The 16,594-nt window shown below is 63.1% G+C and carries 17 protein-coding genes; 8 read left to right on the plus strand and 9 right to left on the minus strand.

The window, feature by feature from the left end; all coding sequences use genetic code 11:
- Nucleotides 1-25: 25 nt before the first annotated feature.
- Nucleotides 26-310, plus strand: coding sequence for a DUF2845 domain-containing protein (locus BN1120_RS15600; RefSeq protein WP_158654933.1), 285 nt, complete (start codon nucleotides 26-28; stop codon nucleotides 308-310).
- Between the two features lie 566 nt (nucleotides 311-876).
- Here the strand turns inward: BN1120_RS15600 and BN1120_RS15605 are convergent.
- Nucleotides 877-1,719, minus strand: coding sequence for a lytic transglycosylase domain-containing protein (locus tag BN1120_RS15605; RefSeq protein ID WP_042016785.1), 843 nt, complete (start codon nucleotides 1,717-1,719; stop codon nucleotides 877-879).
- Between the two features lie 311 nt (nucleotides 1,720-2,030).
- On the opposite strand from BN1120_RS15605, the gene BN1120_RS15610 reads away from it, so the two are divergent.
- From BN1120_RS15610 to BN1120_RS15620, 3 genes are read left to right on the plus strand one after another with little or no spacing between them, the layout of a single operon-like run.
- Nucleotides 2,031-2,771, plus strand: coding sequence for a glycosyltransferase family 2 protein (locus BN1120_RS15610; RefSeq protein WP_042016786.1), 741 nt, complete (start codon nucleotides 2,031-2,033; stop codon nucleotides 2,769-2,771).
- Nucleotides 2,771-3,130, plus strand: a complete 360-nt coding sequence (locus BN1120_RS15615) for a lipid-A-disaccharide synthase N-terminal domain-containing protein (RefSeq protein WP_039040033.1) — start codon at nucleotides 2,771-2,773, stop codon at nucleotides 3,128-3,130. The genes BN1120_RS15610 and BN1120_RS15615 overlap by 1 nt, the downstream gene beginning before the upstream one ends.
- Complete coding sequence (locus tag BN1120_RS15620; RefSeq protein ID WP_042016787.1) at nucleotides 3,120-4,808, plus strand: ArnT family glycosyltransferase; 1,689 nt, start codon at nucleotides 3,120-3,122, stop codon at nucleotides 4,806-4,808. Before BN1120_RS15615 ends, BN1120_RS15620 begins: the two co-directional genes overlap by 11 nt.
- Before the next feature lie 41 nt (nucleotides 4,809-4,849).
- On the opposite strand, the gene BN1120_RS15625 is transcribed toward BN1120_RS15620, so the two are convergent.
- Together BN1120_RS15625 and BN1120_RS15630 are read right to left on the minus strand one after the other, a co-directional pair.
- On the minus strand, nucleotides 4,850-5,848 hold the full coding sequence (locus tag BN1120_RS15625) for an NAD-dependent epimerase (protein WP_039040035.1): 999 nt from the start codon (nucleotides 5,846-5,848) through the stop codon (nucleotides 4,850-4,852).
- Nucleotides 5,845-7,194 (minus strand): UDP-glucose dehydrogenase family protein, encoded by a 1,350-nt coding sequence (locus BN1120_RS15630; RefSeq protein ID WP_042016788.1) that lies wholly within the window; start codon nucleotides 7,192-7,194, stop codon nucleotides 5,845-5,847. The genes BN1120_RS15625 and BN1120_RS15630 overlap by 4 nt, the downstream gene beginning before the upstream one ends.
- A 292-nt stretch (nucleotides 7,195-7,486) precedes the next feature.
- On the opposite strand from BN1120_RS15630, the gene BN1120_RS15635 reads away from it, so the two are divergent.
- Entirely contained in the window at nucleotides 7,487-8,095 is a 609-nt protein-coding gene (locus tag BN1120_RS15635; protein ID WP_010673223.1) for a YitT family protein, read from the plus strand.
- A gap of 97 nt (nucleotides 8,096-8,192) precedes the next feature.
- Here the strand turns inward: BN1120_RS15635 and BN1120_RS15640 are convergent, their stop codons facing one another.
- From BN1120_RS15640 to BN1120_RS15650, 3 genes are read right to left on the minus strand one after another with little or no spacing between them, the layout of a single operon-like run.
- The gene (locus BN1120_RS15640; RefSeq protein ID WP_042016790.1) at nucleotides 8,193-8,984 is read right to left on the minus strand and encodes a heme ABC transporter ATP-binding protein; all 792 of its coding nucleotides are present in this window, start codon (nucleotides 8,982-8,984) and stop codon (nucleotides 8,193-8,195) included.
- Between the two features lie 15 nt (nucleotides 8,985-8,999).
- A complete protein-coding gene (locus BN1120_RS15645) occupies nucleotides 9,000-10,031 on the minus strand; it encodes a FecCD family ABC transporter permease (protein WP_039040072.1) in 1,032 nt (343 codons plus the stop codon).
- Nucleotides 10,028-10,873 (minus strand): heme/hemin ABC transporter substrate-binding protein, encoded by an 846-nt coding sequence (locus BN1120_RS15650; RefSeq protein ID WP_042016793.1) that lies wholly within the window; start codon nucleotides 10,871-10,873, stop codon nucleotides 10,028-10,030. Before BN1120_RS15650 ends, BN1120_RS15645 begins: the two co-directional genes overlap by 4 nt.
- A 167-nt stretch (nucleotides 10,874-11,040) precedes the next feature.
- On the opposite strand from BN1120_RS15650, the gene hutX reads away from it, so the two are divergent.
- Both hutX and hutZ read left to right on the plus strand, forming a co-directional pair.
- Nucleotides 11,041-11,553, plus strand: a complete 513-nt coding sequence (gene hutX / locus BN1120_RS15655; RefSeq protein WP_042016794.1) for a heme utilization cystosolic carrier protein HutX — start codon at nucleotides 11,041-11,043, stop codon at nucleotides 11,551-11,553.
- On the plus strand, nucleotides 11,550-12,107 hold the full coding sequence (hutZ, locus tag BN1120_RS15660; protein ID WP_010673228.1) for a heme utilization protein HutZ: 558 nt from the start codon (nucleotides 11,550-11,552) through the stop codon (nucleotides 12,105-12,107). Before hutX ends, hutZ begins: the two co-directional genes overlap by 4 nt.
- Before the next feature lie 65 nt (nucleotides 12,108-12,172).
- On the opposite strand, the gene BN1120_RS15665 is transcribed toward hutZ, so the two are convergent.
- From BN1120_RS15665 to BN1120_RS15675, 3 genes are read right to left on the minus strand one after another with little or no spacing between them, the layout of a single operon-like run.
- Nucleotides 12,173-12,580 carry a hypothetical protein gene (locus BN1120_RS15665; protein ID WP_041211184.1) on the minus strand — a complete coding sequence of 136 codons (408 nt, stop codon included), beginning with the start codon at nucleotides 12,578-12,580 and terminating at the stop codon, nucleotides 12,173-12,175.
- A 39-nt stretch (nucleotides 12,581-12,619) separates the two neighbouring features.
- Entirely contained in the window at nucleotides 12,620-13,171 is a 552-nt protein-coding gene (locus BN1120_RS15670) for a cysteine hydrolase family protein (RefSeq protein ID WP_039040040.1), read from the minus strand.
- Between the two features lie 14 nt (nucleotides 13,172-13,185).
- Complete coding sequence (locus BN1120_RS15675; protein ID WP_042016797.1) at nucleotides 13,186-14,154, minus strand: ChaN family lipoprotein; 969 nt, start codon at nucleotides 14,152-14,154, stop codon at nucleotides 13,186-13,188.
- Nucleotides 14,155-14,350: 196 nt separating this feature from the next.
- On the opposite strand from BN1120_RS15675, the gene BN1120_RS15680 reads away from it, so the two are divergent.
- Complete coding sequence (locus BN1120_RS15680) at nucleotides 14,351-16,444, plus strand: TonB-dependent hemoglobin/transferrin/lactoferrin family receptor (RefSeq protein ID WP_042016798.1); 2,094 nt, start codon at nucleotides 14,351-14,353, stop codon at nucleotides 16,442-16,444.
- Nucleotides 16,445-16,594: the final 150 nt, after the last annotated feature.

Raw genomic sequence — 16,594 nt, forward strand, 5'->3', positions numbered from 1 at the left:
AATACACCTCTGACAAGGAATGGCTATGAAACAATGGATGCTGTTGTGTGTGATTGCTCTTGTGCCACTGACATCTCATGCAGGAGCAATGCGTTGTAAGAACGCGCTCATCAGTGAGGGAGATTCATCTTTCAACGTGCAGAAGAAGTGCGGTCAACCGCAGATGAAAGAGGACATCATTGATGAACGCCTTCTGGATGCCCCGAAGATTGGGGAACGTTGGACCTATCAGGCCCGCGAAAGTGACATCCCTCAGGCCGTGACCATCATCAATGGCAAGGTGACCCAGATAGAAGACCTCACCCGCTGATGTGACAATGGCCACGCAATGTGGCCATTCCTGCCTCAGGTAAATCAATGAGCCATTCACTCACGGCACACTTCCCCCCTCTTTCCATCTTGGCAACTGTCAGATCTAACAGTGCTGTATCTCATGGTAATTGGAGCCATCATCTCCAGCAAAAGGCCTAAAAAAATGGGGCCATCCTGGGGCCAAAAAATACAGAACTGATGGGTTTGGGGCCAAAATGGGGCCACGAAAAGAGCTGTGGAAAGCCGAGGTTAGCTGATGGGGAGTGAGCCTAAGATTATGAATTAGCCAGCTTTATGCGGCTCTTGGTAGCTCTATCTAGCTTTCGTTCTGCCTCAATGGTTCATCGTGTAAATAAATTGAGCCATTGGCTAATTCTCTTCCTTTCAGCAGTTTAATGTCTTGGCATTAACAAACTGATGTCGTGGTGGGGCCGGGTCGACGGGTCGTCAACCCGGTTCCAAAAAACCCGTCGATTGTAAACCAATGGGAGAGGGGCGGCAAAGCCGGGCGCCGCAGGCCGGGACGGTCGACAGGCGCGAGGGAAGAGGGGCAACCGGGCAAGCTCAGCGCGGTGAGCTGCGACGGGCAGGTTTGTCAGGATCCTGCCCCGAGTAGTAGAGCACCCGCTGCACATACTCCTGGGTTTCCTGATAGGGAGGCACACCGCCGTGGCGCAGCACGGCTTGCTCCCCGGCGTTGTAGGCGGCGCTGATCCTCACCCAGTCCGGACCGAACTGCTTCTCCAGCCACTTCAGGTAGATCATGGCACCACGGATGTTCTGCTGGGCATCGAACGGCCGGGTCACGCCGAAGCGGGCCTGGGTTTCGGGAATGAGCTGCATGACGCCCTGCGCCTGCTTGGGGGAGACGGCGGTACTGTTCAGATTGGATTCGGCGATGGCGATGGCCAGGGCGAGTTGAGGGTCCACTTTGTGACGCTGGGCGGCCTGGCGGATCATGACGGCCAGCTTTTGCTTGGCCTGTGACTGTCTGGCCAGGTAGCGCTCCTGATCGAAGGGGGCACTGGGGCGCACCCAGGGGGCTCCGCCACCGCCTCCAATGCCGCAGGTACCCAGGGGCGCATTGCCGACCCGCTCGTTGTAGTAACGGGCGGCTTGCTGGTTGCCAAGGCGCATGGCCATGGCCAGGTAGGCGTTGGCGCTGCGGGCATTGCGGATCCCCTGGGGGCCGCGGGCCAGCAGGCGGCCGATGCGGTAATAGGCTTCCGGGTTGCCAAGGTTGGCGGCGGTGCAGTAGTGGGCGATGGCCTGCCGCGGGTTTCCCTGTTCCATGGCGGCACCCTGGCGCAGTGCGCTCATGGCCTTGGGGGCCTGACGAAAGGGATCTGCGTGGGAAGTGGTGGCGAGCAGTATCAGGAGTCCCCAGCCCCAGAGTCGTTTTTTCATGGAAACCTCGTCGTTGGTATCCGCAACATATAGGCCCGATCCGGGGAGGGACGCCAGCCAGCAGATGGAACATCTGGTTATGTGGGTGAGCGGCAGAGATGAAAACGGTATGGAACTTTTGGTGCAGGGGAGGAGCGGCAGGCTCCCGGGTCAGTGACTGCTTTGATAGATTTGTTAATTGAAGTTCAATATGCTGACAGAGTTGTTTTCTAACGCCTTGTATTTGCATGATGTCAGCCAGGCCATCGATGCAATGTCGTCGGGTCTGCCGGGTGAATCGATAGCGCCTCTGATGAGGGCAGGATGTGCATATGGTCGAATCGGTCGATATCTCTGTCGTGGTGCCTGCCAAGGATGAGCGGGACAATCTGGCCCCGCTTGTCGGCGAAATAGATGCCGCCCTTGGGGGCAGGTTCGAGTACGAACTGATCTATGTGGACGATGGCAGTGTGGACGACAGCCATGTGGTACTGCGCGATTTGCAGACGCGTTTCACCAGGCTGAAGGTGCTACGCCATGTCCATGCCGTGGGCCAGAGCATGGCGGTGCTGAGCGGAGTGCGCCACGGGCGTGGCGACTGGCTGGTGGTACTCGACGGCGATGGTCAGAACGATCCCGCCGACATTCCCGCCATGCTGGAGGAGGCGATGCGCCGCTACCAGAGCGATCCATACCAGGTGGGCCTCATCGGCCACCGGGTCAACCGCCGTGACGACTGGGTCAAGCGCCTCTCTTCAAAGCTGGCCAACGGCTTTCGCGATCTGCTGCTGCGCGACGGCATTCCGGATACCGGCTGCGGGCTCAAGGTGGTGCGTCGCGACTGGTATCTGAAACTGCCCGCCTTCAATCACATGCACCGCTACATCCCCGCGCTGATCCAGGCACAAGGGGGGCGCATGGCGCCCTGGCCGGTCAACCACAGGCCACGCCAGGCGGGCATCTCCAAATACGGGGTCTGGAACCGGCTCTGGGTCGGGCTGGTGGACGTGGTCGGGGTCTGGTGGTTGCAGCGCCGATCCAAGGTGGTTGAAATCCGGGAGATGCTGGAGTGATGGACGCCTGGCTGTCTGCCCCCATCGACTGGCTGGACTGGACCGGGGTGCATGTCACTGGCTGGAAGCTGATCGGCTATACAGGGGCGCTGATGTTCGGCGGACGCTGGCTGGTGCAGTTTCTGGCGTCCAGGCGGGCGGGACGACCCGTCATCCCGCGCCTGTTCTGGTACATGAGCGTGATCGGCAGCCTGATGACGCTCAGCTACTTCACCTTCTCTCCCAAGCAGGACTCTGTCGGCGTGCTGCAAAACCTCTTCCCCACCTTCACCGCGCTCTACAGCCTCTATCTCGATATCCAGCATCGGGGCTGGCGGCGGGACAAGGCAGTGACCGGGGAGGCCCGTCATGGTGAGTGATCGCACCCTGCTCAATCAGACGTCCCTTGGCTGGTTGCTGCTGATCGCGCTGGTGGTGCTGGGGGCCGGGCTGGGTCTGCGGGATCCCTGGCCGGCGGACGAGCCGCGCTTCGCCCTGATCGCCCGGGAGATGGTGGAGAGCGGCCAGTGGCTCTTCCCCATGCGCGGCGGGGAGCTCTATCCGGACAAGCCGCCGCTATTTATGTGGGGGATCGCGATCGGTTATGTGTTGACTGGCTCCATCAAGGTGGCCTTTCTGCTACCCTCCCTGCTGGCGGGGTTGCTGACCCTGGTACTGGTGTGGGATCTGGGGCGCCGCCTGTGGGATCCGGCGACGGGATTTCTGGCGGGCTTGCTGCTGCTCTTTACCGTCCAGTTTACCCTGCAGGCCAAGACGGCGCAGATCGACGGCCTGGTCACCTTCTTCATCACCCTCGGTCTCTATGGTTTTCTGCGCTTCCTCCTCTGCGGTGGCGGGTGGCGCTGGTACTGGCTCGGCTGGTTTGCCGCAGGGCTTGGCGTCATCACCAAGGGGGTGGGAGTACTGGCCCTGCTGGTGCTGCTTCCCGCGCTCTGGACCCACAGGGCACAAATCCGCGCCGCGCCTTTGTCAGCCTGGCTGAAGGCCCTGCTCGGGCCGCTGGCCATGGCCCTGGCGATGGGCCTCTGGCTGGTCCCCATGCTGGAGGCCGTGACCCGAAGCGGGGATCCCCTCCTGCTGGCCTACAGAGACAACATACTGCTGCGCCAGACGGTGACTCGCTATACCAGCGCCTGGCACCACGTCAAACCCTTCTGGTACTACATCACCTCGGTGATCCCGCCGTTCTGGCTGCCGCTCTCCCTGCTGCTGCCCTGGCTGGTGGTGGCCTGGCGGCGCGCCATCCGGGCGCAGGACAGGCGTATCCTGCTGCTGCTGGGTTATCTGGTGCTGGTGGTGCTGTTTTTCTCCTGCTCGCCGGGCAAGCGGGGCGTCTACATCACACCCGGTACGCCCGCCCTGGCGCTCCTTACCGCACCCTTCATCGGCACCCTGCTGGTCCGGGTCTGGCCGGGGCGACTGCTGGCCGGGCTCGGCTGGCTGCTGGGGGAGGCAGGGCTGGTGGGGGCTCTGGTGCTGGCATTTAGCGACAGAGTGGCCAGCCGTCTGGGGGAACTGGGGCCGGATCCCTGGCTTCCCCTGCTGGTGCTGGGGGGATCCTTGCTGCTGATCAATGCCTGGCTTCGCCGGGCGCCACTGACCGCCATTCTCAGCTCCCTGGCAGTGGGGTGGCTGATCTACTCCTGCTGGATCAGCGTGCGCCTCAACGAGGTGCGCACCCCTCAGGCAGTCATGGCATTGGCGGCGCAGAAGGTGCCTGTGGGGGATGAACTGCTGCTGGCGGGCTTCAAAGAGCAACATCTGCTGTTTAGCCTGCAACCAGTGAAACATTACCCTTATCTGATGGGAGACGGGGAGCAGGCCCGGGAAGCTGCCGCCTGGATAGGGGCTGCCCCCGGGCGCTGGGTACTGGGGAGCGCCGACCTGATGGTGAGGTGTTTTGACTCCGCGAAGATGGAAAACCTCGGCAACCGTCACCGCACCGACTGGCTGCTGGCAGGCCCGCAGGCCCTCAAACCCGCCTGTCGTGGGCTCTCCCCCACCATGGTGCCCTTCAGCTATACCCCTTCATCCTGAGCGCAGGGTCTGAGCCAGGGGACCCTGCCACCTCGTTTGGCTCAGACCCGGTAGTAGTCCCGATACCAGCGGACAAAGCTGTCGACCCCTTCCTTGAGTCCGATACGGGGGCGATAGCCCGTGGCGTCGAACAGCGAGCGGGTGTCGGCCCAGGTGGCGAGCACGTCGCCGGGCTGCATGGGCAGCATGTTGCGGATGGCCCGTTTGCCGAGGGCCGACTCGATGGCATTCACGAAGTCCAGCAGCCTGACCGGGCTGCCGTTGCCGATGTTGAAGAGGCGATAGGGGGCCGGGCTGGCATCCGGGGCCCCCTGCCAGTGGGCATCGCCCGCGGGGGGGCTGTCTGATATGCGCACTATCCCCTCGACGATGTCGTCGACATGGGTGAAATCCCGGCTGAGCTGGCCCTGGTTGTAGAGGTCGATGGGGTCGCCGTTCAGGATGGCGTGCACGAACTTGAACAGGGCCATGTCGGGCCGGCCCCAGGGGCCGTAGACGGTGAAAAAGCGCAGCCCGGTGGTGGGCAGGCCGTAGAGATGGGAGTAGGAGTGGGCCATCAGCTCCCCCGCCTTCTTGCTCGCCGCATAGAGGGAGACGGGATGATCCGCCCCATCGGACGGTTTGAACGGCATCTGTTCGTTCAGCCCGTAGACCGAGCTGGAGGAGGCATAGACCAGATGCTGCACCCGGGTCTGGCGACACCCCTCCAGCACTGTAAGGTGGCCGGTGAGGTTGCTGTCGGCGTAGGCGAAGGGGTTGTCCAGGGAGTAGCGCACCCCGGCCTGGGCCCCCAGATGGATCACCCGGTCAAACTGCTCGCGGGCAAAGAGCGAGGCCATGGCCGCGCGGTCCGCGAGATCGGTGCGCTCGAAGCGAAAGCCGGGTAGAGGCGTGAGCAGGGCGAGGCGCGCCTCCTTGAGGCTCACCGCGTAGTAGTCGTTGAGGTTGTCTATCCCCACCACCTGATGGCCGTCGCCACAAAGCCTGCGCGCCACATGAAATCCGATAAACCCGGCGGCGCCGGTGACGAGGTACTTCATCGCTCCTCCTGATGAGCCAGGCTGTCGCCACGGCCGATGGCATAGTAGGTGAAACCGCGCTGGCGCAGACGGGCCGGATCATAGAGGTTGCGGCCGTCGAAGATGATGGCCTGCTTCAGGGTCTGGCGAAGCAGGTCGAAATCCGGTGCGCGGAACTGTTGCCACTCTGTGCAGACGAGCAGGGCATCGGCCCCCTGAAGGGCGGCTTCCTGGGTGTCGCACAGGGTCAAGTCCGCCCGCTGGCCATAGAGGCGGGCGGCCTCGGTCATGGCCTCGGGGTCGAACGCCTGCACCTTGCCTCCTGCCGCCCAGATCGCCTCCATCAGCACCCTGCTCGGGGCTTCGCGCATGTCGTCGGTATTGGGTTTGAAGGCGAGTCCCCATAACGCGAAGGTGCGCCCCGACAGACTGGCACCAAAATGGTGGTGCAGCCGGGTCATGAGCCTGTGCTTCTGCGCCTCGTTGACCTGCTCCACCGAGCGCAGCAGGGGGGTCTCGCACCCCGCCTCCTTCGCGGTGTGGATCAGCGCCCTGACATCCTTGGGGAAGCAGGATCCGCCATAACCGCAGCCCGGGTAGATGAAGTGGTGGCCGATGCGCGGATCGGCACCAATGCCCTTGCGCACCTCCTCGATGTCGGCGCCCAGGGCTTCGGCCAGGGTGGCCATCTCGTTCATGAAGGAGATGCGGGTCGCCAGCATGGCGTTGGCGGCGTACTTGGTCAGTTCGGCGCTGCGTGCATCCATCCGCAGGATGCGGTCTCGCTTGCGGTTGAAGGGGGCGTAGAGCTCCTCCAACAGAGAGAAGGCGTGATCGGAGTCGGTGCCGATGATGATGCGATCCGGCCGCAGGCAGTCGGCGACGGCGGCGCCCTCCTTGAGAAATTCGGGGTTGGAAACCACGTCGAGCGGAAGGTCGAGACCACGGTCGGCGAGGCGCTCCGCAATGTGTCGCTGTACCCGGCTGGCGGTGCCGACAGGCACAGTGCTCTTGTTGACCACCACCTTGCCCCCTTGCATCAGGCGGCCTATGGTGTCCGCCACCGTCATCACCTGATGGAGGTCGGCGGACCCGTCCTCGTCCGGCGGCGTTCCGACCGCGATGAAGATAAGCTCGGCAAACTCCACCGCCCGGGCCGGGTCTGTGGTGAAGATCAGGCGACCGGCCTGATGGTTGCGCTGCACCAGGGGGGCGAGACCGGGCTCGAAGAGGGGAATGCGCCCCTCTTTCAGGCCCGCGACCTTGTCGGCATCCACATCCACGCAGGCCACCTTGTGACCCATCTCCGCCAGTACGGCGGCCTGAACCAACCCGACATAACCTATTCCGAATACGGTGACTCTCATCCGCTGTTGTTCCGCTGGCAGTGACAAGCGACTCATTCTAGAACGATTCGGGCGCAGGGGCAGCGGCCCGTTTCAGGTTTTTCAGCATCAGGCCGGCGGTGAGCGTGGGACATTTTGGTGCAAGGATTGTAACGCCTGGATGACGCGCACCATTTTGGCGCGTGAAGGGCGGGACTTGTGATCCATCTCACTCAAAATGGAGACTGTCGGCAGAACGAAGCCCCGGTTCACGGGGCTCGCTCCGCCCGACGGGCGGCCAATACTCTCTTGCTTCGCGACTGGATACCTGGTTATGGACAACACTTCACGCTCTGCGCATCCACTATATGAGGATGTGCTCGCCTTGCTGACCGCAGCAGGCTTCGTTTCCCTCGGCATCTTCCTGTTCCATCAGGTCGGCCTGCTCACCGGTGGCACCGCCGGCCTGGCGCTGCTGCTGCAGCAGGTGACCGGCATCAGCTTCGGCCTGCTGTTCTTCGCCATGAACCTGCCTTTCTATGCCCTGGCCTGGCTCAGAATGGGGCCGCGTTTCACCCTCAATACCTTTGCCGCCGTGGCCACCGTCTCCTTCATGACGGATCACCTCAACGCCGTGCTGCAAATCGGCAAGATCGAACCCGTCTATGCGGCGCTGATCGGCGGCACCCTGATCGGCATGGGGCTGCTCATCATGTTCCGCCACAAGGCGAGCCTGGGGGGCTTCAACATCCTGGCGCTCTTCATTCAGGACAGATGGGGTGTGCGGGCAGGCAAGCTGCAAATGGGGCTGGATTGCGCCATCGTGGTCGCCTCTTTCTTCGTGGTCTCCCCCTGGCTGCTGGTGCTTTCCGTGGTGGCAGCCATCATCTGTAACCTAGTGTTGACACTCAATCACAAGCCGGGGCGCTACCAGATAGCCTGATGTGCCCAGGGGAGTTGCCCAGCAGGTCAGCCCAGGGCTGGATACCGAAAAAAGACAGAGCGCCTGATGGCGCTCTGTTGCTATCTGCCCCTGGGGGTCACACCACCATGGGGACGCCGCTCTCGGGGTGGTGGATCACCTGTGCGGGGTAGTCGTAGAGTCGCGCGATGAGCGCCGGGGTCAGCACCTCGCCTGCGCTGCCGTCAGCCATCAGCCTGCCCTGCTCCAGCATCACCAGCCTATCGGCGTAGCGGGCTGCCAGATTGAGGTCGTGCAACACCACCAGCACGGCGGTGTTGCGACCGGCCAGCGCCCGGGCCATGGCGAGCAACTGGTGCTGGTATTTGAGATCCAGCGCCGAGGTGGGCTCGTCCAGCAGCAGCAGCCGCGCTTGCTGCGGTTCCTCCGGGGCCTGCCAGATCTGGGCCAGCACCCGGGCGAACTGCACCCGTTGACGCTCCCCGCCGGAGAGGCCGGGATAGAGGCGGTTCGCCAGATGGTCGACTCCGGCGTGGGTCATGGCGGCGCGGACAATCTCGTCGCGCCGGCTGGCAGGCTCGCTGTGGGGCAGCCGGCCCATGGCCACCACCTCTTCGCACAGGAAGGGGAAGCTCAAGGAGGAGCTTTGCGGCAGCACACCGACCCGGTGGGCCAGAGCGTTGTCGGCCCACCCCCTGCGGGTCTGGCCGAACAGGTGGATCTCCCCTTCATGTTCCAGCTCGCCGGTCAGGCACTTGAGCAGCGAGCTTTTGCCCGCCCCGTTGGGGCCGAGCAGGGCGGTCAGGCTGCCGGCATGCAGGTCGAGATCCAGGCTGTCCAGGATAAGTCGGTTGCCACGACTGAGGCGAAGGCCCCGGCAACTGAGCAGGGGGGAGGGGGATCCGGGCAAGGTGGCGATCTCCTGTTACAGGGTTCGGCGGCTCTTGACCAAGAGCCAGATGAAGAAGGGGGCACCCAGCAGAGCGGTGATGATGCCGACCGGCAGCTCGGCCGGTGCGAGCAGGGTACGCGCCAGCATGTCGGCCCCCAGCAGCAGGCCAGCCCCCAGCAGGGCAGACAGCGGCAACAGGCGGACATGGTTGGGTCCGGCCAGCAGCCGTACCAGATGGGGAACCACCAGGCCGACAAAGCCGATCATGCCGGCCACCGCCACCGCCACGCCGACACCGGCAGCGGTGAGCAGGATGAGGCGACGCTTCAGCGTCTGCACGTTCACCCCCAGGTGCCGTGCCTCTCCCTCTCCCAGCAGCAGGGCGTTGAGGGGATTGGCATCGCGCATGAACAGCAGCAGCAAAGCGGCCAGGGTCAGCAGCGCCAGTGTCACATCGACCGGCTTGCCTGCCGCCAGGGAGCCCATCTGCCACAGGCTCAAGTTGCGCAGCATCTGATCGTCGGCGAGATAGGTGAGCAGTCCGATGACGGCACCGGAGAGCGCCGTGATGGCCACCCCGGCCAGCAGCATCACGGTGACCGAGGTGCCCCCTTCCCGGGTACCCAGCAGATAGACGAGGGTGGTGGTGAGGGCTCCGCCGAGAAAGGCGAGCAGGGGCAGCAACCCCAGGCCGAGCAGGCTCTGCAGGTGCGAGCCCAACGGGGCGAGCAGCACGATGGCCAGGGCCGCGCCGAGTGCCGCCCCACCCGACACCCCTATGATGCCGGGGTCTGCCAGGGGGTTGCGAAACAGTCCCTGCATGACGGCGCCGCAGAGGCCGAGAATGCCCCCCACGGCGATGCAGAGCAGGGTTCGTGGCAGACGGATCTCCTGCACGATCAATAATTTGTGAGCCTCAATCCCGCTCTGTGGTCCGGCAAACAGGGCGCGCAGGCTCTCGCCAAGGGAGAGGGACATGGGGCCGGTCGCGAGGGACCCGACCAGCAGCAACGCCAGCGCGCAGCCGGTCAGGGCGAGCAGCCAGGGCAGAGGCAGGCGCATCAGGAACCCTGCTTGATCCACTGGGCGATCTGGTTCGCCTGTTGCAGGGAACGAAGGCTGAGGCCCCCTTGCAGGGCATGTCCGTCGATGGCGTGGATGGCCTTGTTCTTGCCTGCCGGGGTGGCTGACAGGGCGGGCACCTGGCTCAGAACGGCGTCAGGATCCTGATACTGCTGCCAGTCGCGGCCGCTCACCAGCACCAGATCAGGTTGCAGCTCGATGAGGGATTCGGTGGAAACGGGCTTGTAGTCGTGGAGCCCAGCCACCGGATTGACGCCGCCCGCCAGGGTGACGAGGGCGCTGGCGGTGGTGTTGCCACCGGCGATGCTGGTGGGCTGACCCTTGTGCAACAGCAGGAAGGCGACCTTGAGGGGCTTGTTCTGCTTCGCCTGCGCCGCCAGGGTGTCGCTCTGGGCGGCAATCTCCTCCTTGAGCTTGCTCCCTGCCGCCTGGTCACCCAGGAGATGGGCCAGGGTGTCGATACGCTCGTTGAGGTTGGCCAGCGTAGGGGCTGTGGCCATGACCTCGACCTTGACGTTGGCACGGCGCAACTGATCAAGCGTGCTGTTCGGGCCCATCTCGTCGCTGCCGACCACCAGGGTCGGAGAGAGGCTCAGGATCCCTTCGGCGGCGAGGGCGCGGTGATAGCCGACCTTGGGCACGCCTCTGGGCTCCGGACTGCTGACATCGGTGGCGACCAGGCTCTGCTCGCCCCCCAGCGCCAGGATGAGTTCCGTGGTGGCGGGGCCTATGCTGACGATACGCTCCCCCGCCATGACGGATGGGGAAGAGAGGGAAAGGGCACAGCCGAGCAGGCTGAATGTGAGGGCAATACGACGGCCCATGCGAACCTCCGAAGGGTGAATGAAATAGGGTTGCCGCCGAGAATATCAAGTCGTCCATCAAAATGCACTGAGAATGAAAGCGATTATCAATTGCGTTACTTGGGGCGCTTTATTACAGTATCCGCCGCGACACCGAGCACCATCGCCAGATCATCCAGGGAGAACCGATGAGCATTGCACAACGCATTCACGCGCTGCTGGAGCAAGACCCCAGCGCCCACCCGTCCACCCTCGCCACCGAGCTGGCCGTCAGCGAATGGGAGGTGGTACGCCATCTGCCTGCCGCCCTGATGGCGCAAGTGCCGGCCGGGGAGGCCGAAGCCCTGCTGGCGGACCTGGCCAGTTGGGGTCAGGTGACCACCATCGTCGAATCCGATGGCTCCATCTTCGAGGTGAAGGCTCCCTTCCCCAAGGGCAAGAACGCGCGCGGCTACTACAACCTGATGGGGCGGGACGGGGAGCTGCACGGCCACCTCAAGCTCGACAACGTGGCAGGCATCGCCCTGGTCAGCAAGCTCTTCATGGGCAAGGAGGGGCACTCCTTCCAGTTCTTCGGCCACAGTGGCCGCTGCATTTTCAAGATCTACCTGGGCCGGGACGAGCAGCGTCAACTGCTGCCTGAGCAGGTGGAGCGTTTCATGGCCCTGCGCCGTCAGTATCAAGAGGAAGTGAAAGCATGAGTGAACGTCAGGAGCGCCTGCAAAACCGCCTGCAACCGGAGATCCGCGAGTTCCGCGACGGTTGCCGTACCCTGCAGCTCGCCACTGTGGATGGCGAAGGCAACCCCAATGCCAGCTATGCCCCCTTCGTGCTGCAGGAAGATGGATACTATGTGCTCATCTCCGAGATAGCTCGCCACGCCCGCAACCTGCAACAGGTGCCCAAGGTATCGCTGATGCTGATTGAGGACGAAACCGGTGCCCGCGAGCTGTTTGCCCGCAAGCGTCTGACCTTCGATGCGGTCGCCGAGGTGGTGGCCCGCGACGACGCACGCTGGGAGAAGGCCGTTGCGGCGCTGGAAGGGCGCTTCGGCGAGATAGTCAAAGGGCTCTCCAACCTCAAGGACTTCGTGCTGTTTAGGCTCAAGCCCGAGCAGGGATTGTTCGTCAAGGGATTCGGTCAGGCGTTCCGTGTCTCCGGCGACGAACTGGTGGACTTCGTTCACCTGGTGGAAGGGCACAAACGCATCGACAATGGCGCCGAGCTGACCAGCCCGGCGGATGAACCCGTTTGAGGGGACAGTTAGCGAGATGAGAAAACGGGCAGCCTGGGCTGCCCATTTTGTTGTTATGTCCCGGGTTACTCTTGCCAGCCTGCCTGGTTGGGGAAGGCATCGCGATCGGCCTGGGTGGCGCTCTCGTTGCATTCCCCGCGGATCTTCCAGGAGGTCTGGCTGAGGACGATATAGCCGCTTCGGCAATACTTGCGCGTGGCCAGCATCTGGGTGAGCTGCTCGTCCTGCAGGGCTTCCCGGCGTTCCAGCAGGCTCTTGTCGCGGCGGCTCAGCCGGTTGTCATCTCCCTCCTGCAACCGGGTTGGCAGGACGTCGAGAGGGGCGGCCTCAAAGGTGAAGCGCTTGCTCCCGTCGTCGCTGATATGGGTGTGGAACAGGGGGGCCGGGCCATCGGGGGCCGCCCCCGGCAATCCGGAGCAGGCGGTGAGCGCCGGTAACAGCAGCGTGAGGGCAACGGCAGAGAGTAGACGCACACAAGACTCCAATCGGGTGTTCACATCAGGACGGGCAGCTTAACACGCCCGCTCGGGTTGAATGGTGGCCAGCAGCTCATCCGTCGTGAGCAGGGTCACGCTTCTGCCCTGAGGCAGGCTCAGATGCCGCCACATGAAGTGGTGGTGCTGGATGATCTGCTCCGCACTCAGGTGCGGCCTGTCCGCCGTGGTATGGGCGTCGGTCACCGCAAAGGCGTCAAAGCCCCTGGCGGCGGCGCTGCGCAACGTGGTATCGACGCAAAAGTCGGTGGCACAGCCGCAGATGAGCAGTCTGTCTACCGACTGCTCTGCCAGCAGGAAGCCGAGCTCGGTGTCGAGGAAGCTGTCACAGGCGGTCTTGCGCACCCGGCTGTCGTGGGGAGACGGGGCCAGATCGGCGTGCAATTGCCAGCCCGCACTGCCAGGTTCCAGCTCGGAACCCGGTTCGTCGTGTTGCACATAGATGACCCGTCCGTGTTGGCCCCGCACGCGATCGGCCAGACGATTGATGTTGGCGATGACCTGGGCATCCTGATGGCGGGGGTTATCGAACAACCCCTGTTGCATGTCGATGACGAGTAACACATCCATATGAAATCCTTGGGCTATTTTGAGGGTTGCAACCATTGGCTGCAGTCACGGCTTCGGGATTGATGCAGTGCGCCCATATCTTGCTTCATTTCCTTTGCATTTAGCCAGCGTTCCGGCAGGGGAGCTATGTGGACCCTGACGTCTGCGTCTCTCCCGGGGGCTGTCTCGTCACCGGTTTGCGGCACGATGAGTGCCACCTTGAGTGCCGGATTGCGGCTGGCGATGCGACTGGCGATCCCGAGTCCCCCCTCCACGTGGAAGTTGCCTGCGATATGCATGATGCGCCTGCCGGGATGCTTGCCCAGATAATCCACCATGCTTTCGGCCATGGTGTCGTCCCAGCTGGTCTGGGCGGCGAAGCGACGGGCGTTGCCGTCCGCATCCCCATGGTGCATGGAGGCCATGAACTTCTGGCGGTAGCCGTCATCCCCCAGAGTCAGCTCGCGGGCAAGCTGGCTGCGGCGATTGGCCGGCAGTTTGTCGAGCCAGGCCGGTCCCTCCTGACCGACGCAGCTCACCAGGGGTTTGGGGGCATTGGCGGCGATCACTGGCAGGTGCTGCGCCTTGGCGAACTCCACCAGAGGGCGGTAATCACTCTGGTAGTTGGGCCAGGCATGGCCATCTCGAATGAGGGCCGATTCGCCGATGCGTCCGGCCAGGTAGGCATCCAGCACCGGCTGATCGGCGCGGCTGAACTGCTCCATTGAGAGCACCAGGGCCCGGCCATCTGCCTGCGACGTCTCGTCAAGCCCCGCCAGCAGACGGGCCTGCAACAGATGGATGGCCGGGTGAGTGTGAAGTTCCCCCACCAGCACGATGTCGGCATCCGCCACCCGCGCCACCGCCTGCTCGAGGGTCAGTGCATGCCCCTGGGCCGTATCGAGCCGAGCGTGATAGAGGGTCTCGGGTGGGGTGTTCTGCGGCGTGGTGGCGCAGGCGGCCAGCAGCAGGGGCAGGGCGAGCAGGGGGAGTCGTCGGATCATGGTTACTCACTCACGAAACAGGGGATGGGAAAAGGCTGCACCATGGGATGGCGGCATGGCGAGCGAAAAAGTGGCGCCAGTGTAAGGGGGAATGACGATAAAGTGAAATGAGAATGATTCACTTTATTATTGATCTTTGTCTCTGGCGGGGTAATATGCCTTCCGCTTGATAATAATTCTCAATAAGGACTTTGCAGTGGCGCACAACAACACCCCCTCCCTGATAGCCCTCGCCGTGGCGGCCGGGCTGATCTCCCCCGCTTTCGCCGCAGACAAGAAAGCCGATGAAGTCATGGTCGTCAGCGGCTCACGGATGGAACAGAAGCTGGAAGATGTTTCCGGTCCCATCGCTGTCATTACCTCGGAGCAGATTGAAGAGCAGGTCGTCAGCAACGTCGCCGATCTGTTCCGCTATGAGCCCGGGGTGAGCGTGCAGGGAGGCGCAGGAGATGCCCAGACCTTCACCATTCGCGGCATGAGCGAAAACCGGGTCAAGGTGGTGCAGGACGGTGTGCGCCAGAACGATGCCTACAAGAATGGCGGCGTGGGTCAGACCTACTTCGACACCGACATGATCAAGCAGGTGGAAGTGGCCAAAGGGCCGGCCTCTGCTGCTTACGGTTCCGATGCTCTGGGAGGCGTCATTGCCATCACCACCAAGGATGCTGGCGACTTCCTCAAGGGCCGCGACAGCTATCTGGATGCGACCACGGGTTATGCCTCCAGCAGCCACCAGAGAATGGTCGGCATCACGGGGGCGCTGCGCACCGGGGAAGTCGAGAACCTGCTGCGCTACACCTGGCGCGATGGCGGTGTCACCCAGAATTATGACGGCGACAAGAACGAGTTCGACATCGTCAGCCAGGCCGTGCTGTTCAAGAGCAAGTGGAATCTCTCCGATGATCAGTTCCTGAAACTGACGGTGGATTACTTCACCGAGGGGCAGGATCCGGATGCCATCGATCTGACCAAGGCGGGCTCCGTCTTCAACCAGCCCATTACCGACAAGGAGACCGACAACCTCTCCCTGATACTGGATCATGGCCTCGCCCTGAACGCCCCCTGGGCGGATCGCGTGGACAGCAAGATCTACTACAGCCGCGCCAAGCAGACCCTGGATCAGTACGCTTCGTCCAAGTATCCGGTCATGCCGGGCAACCCCTATGTGACCAAGAACTCCCTGGATCACAACGGTTTCGAGCAGGAGAGCCTGGGCGCCCAGGTGAAGTTCAACAAGGCGCTCGCCAGCCAGCGTCTGGCCTGGGGCCTGGAATACGAGCATACCGACAACGAGCGCACCCGCTTCAAGGGGCCGACCGTTCCGGGTGACTTCGTCGGCTACAACGAGCTGAGCTTCCCCTCCACCACCAGCGAGCGCAGTGCGCTCTGGGCCTTTGACGAGATCAAGTTCGGCGAGCGTTGGGTGCTGACCCCGGGCGTGCGTTACGACTACTACAAGATGACCCCGGACGAGGATCCCGCCTACACCGGCGAGAACATGAAGAAGATCTCCGAAGGGGAGTTCTCTCCCAAGCTGGGGCTGGTGTTCAAGGCGCACGAGGCGGCGAACCTGTTCGCCCAGTACAGCCACGGCTTCAAGGCGCCCATGTATGACAACGCCTTCTCCACCCTGAACCACCAGGCGTATGGCTATCGCATCGAGCCCAACCCGAACCTCAAGCCAGAGAGCAGCGACGGCATCGATCTGGGGGTGCGCGGCAGCCGTGGCGGGTTCAGCTATGAAGTGGCCACCTTCTACAACAAGTTCGACGACTTCATCGAGCTGACGGCCGTGGGCACCGAAGGCCGTACCGCCCTCTATCAGTACCAGAACCTGGACAAGGCGACCACCAAGGGGGCCGAGGCCAAGGCGGACTACTGGTTGAACGAGCTGGTCAACGTCTGGGGCAACCTGGCCTACATCGAGGGCAAGGATGGCGAGGGCAACTACATCAACAGCCTGAGCCCCCTGAACGGCAGCGTCGGGGTGCGTCTGGAGCAGCCGAACTGGAACATCAACACCGCATTGCGCTTTGCCGACGACATGGACAAGGTGGGCAAGGATGCGCGAGGCAACGACAACATCAAGAGCGCAGGCTGGGGCGTGGTGGATCTCTATGCCCAGTTCAAGCCGGTGCAGGACCTGCAGCTCAACGTGGGGGTATTCAACCTGTTTGACAAGGAGTACGTGAGCTACGAGAGCATCACCGGCCTTGCCGCCACCGCGGATACCAGCAAGCAGACCGAGCCTGGCCGCAACCTCAGTGCACGGGTCAAGTACGTGTTCTGATGGTCGTCGACCAGCATGAAGGAAAAGGGGCCCTCGGGCCCCTTTTGACATGAAGGTCGGCGTCTGCAAAAAAGAAACCCGCCAGGGGCGGGTGGAAGGATTGCAACACTCATCAGGAAGCGGTGTTACCCAATAGACAGGGGGATGTGA

The organism is Aeromonas caviae, from assembly GCF_000819785.1.
In the GTDB taxonomy this organism is placed as follows: domain Bacteria; phylum Pseudomonadota; class Gammaproteobacteria; order Enterobacterales; family Aeromonadaceae; genus Aeromonas; species Aeromonas caviae.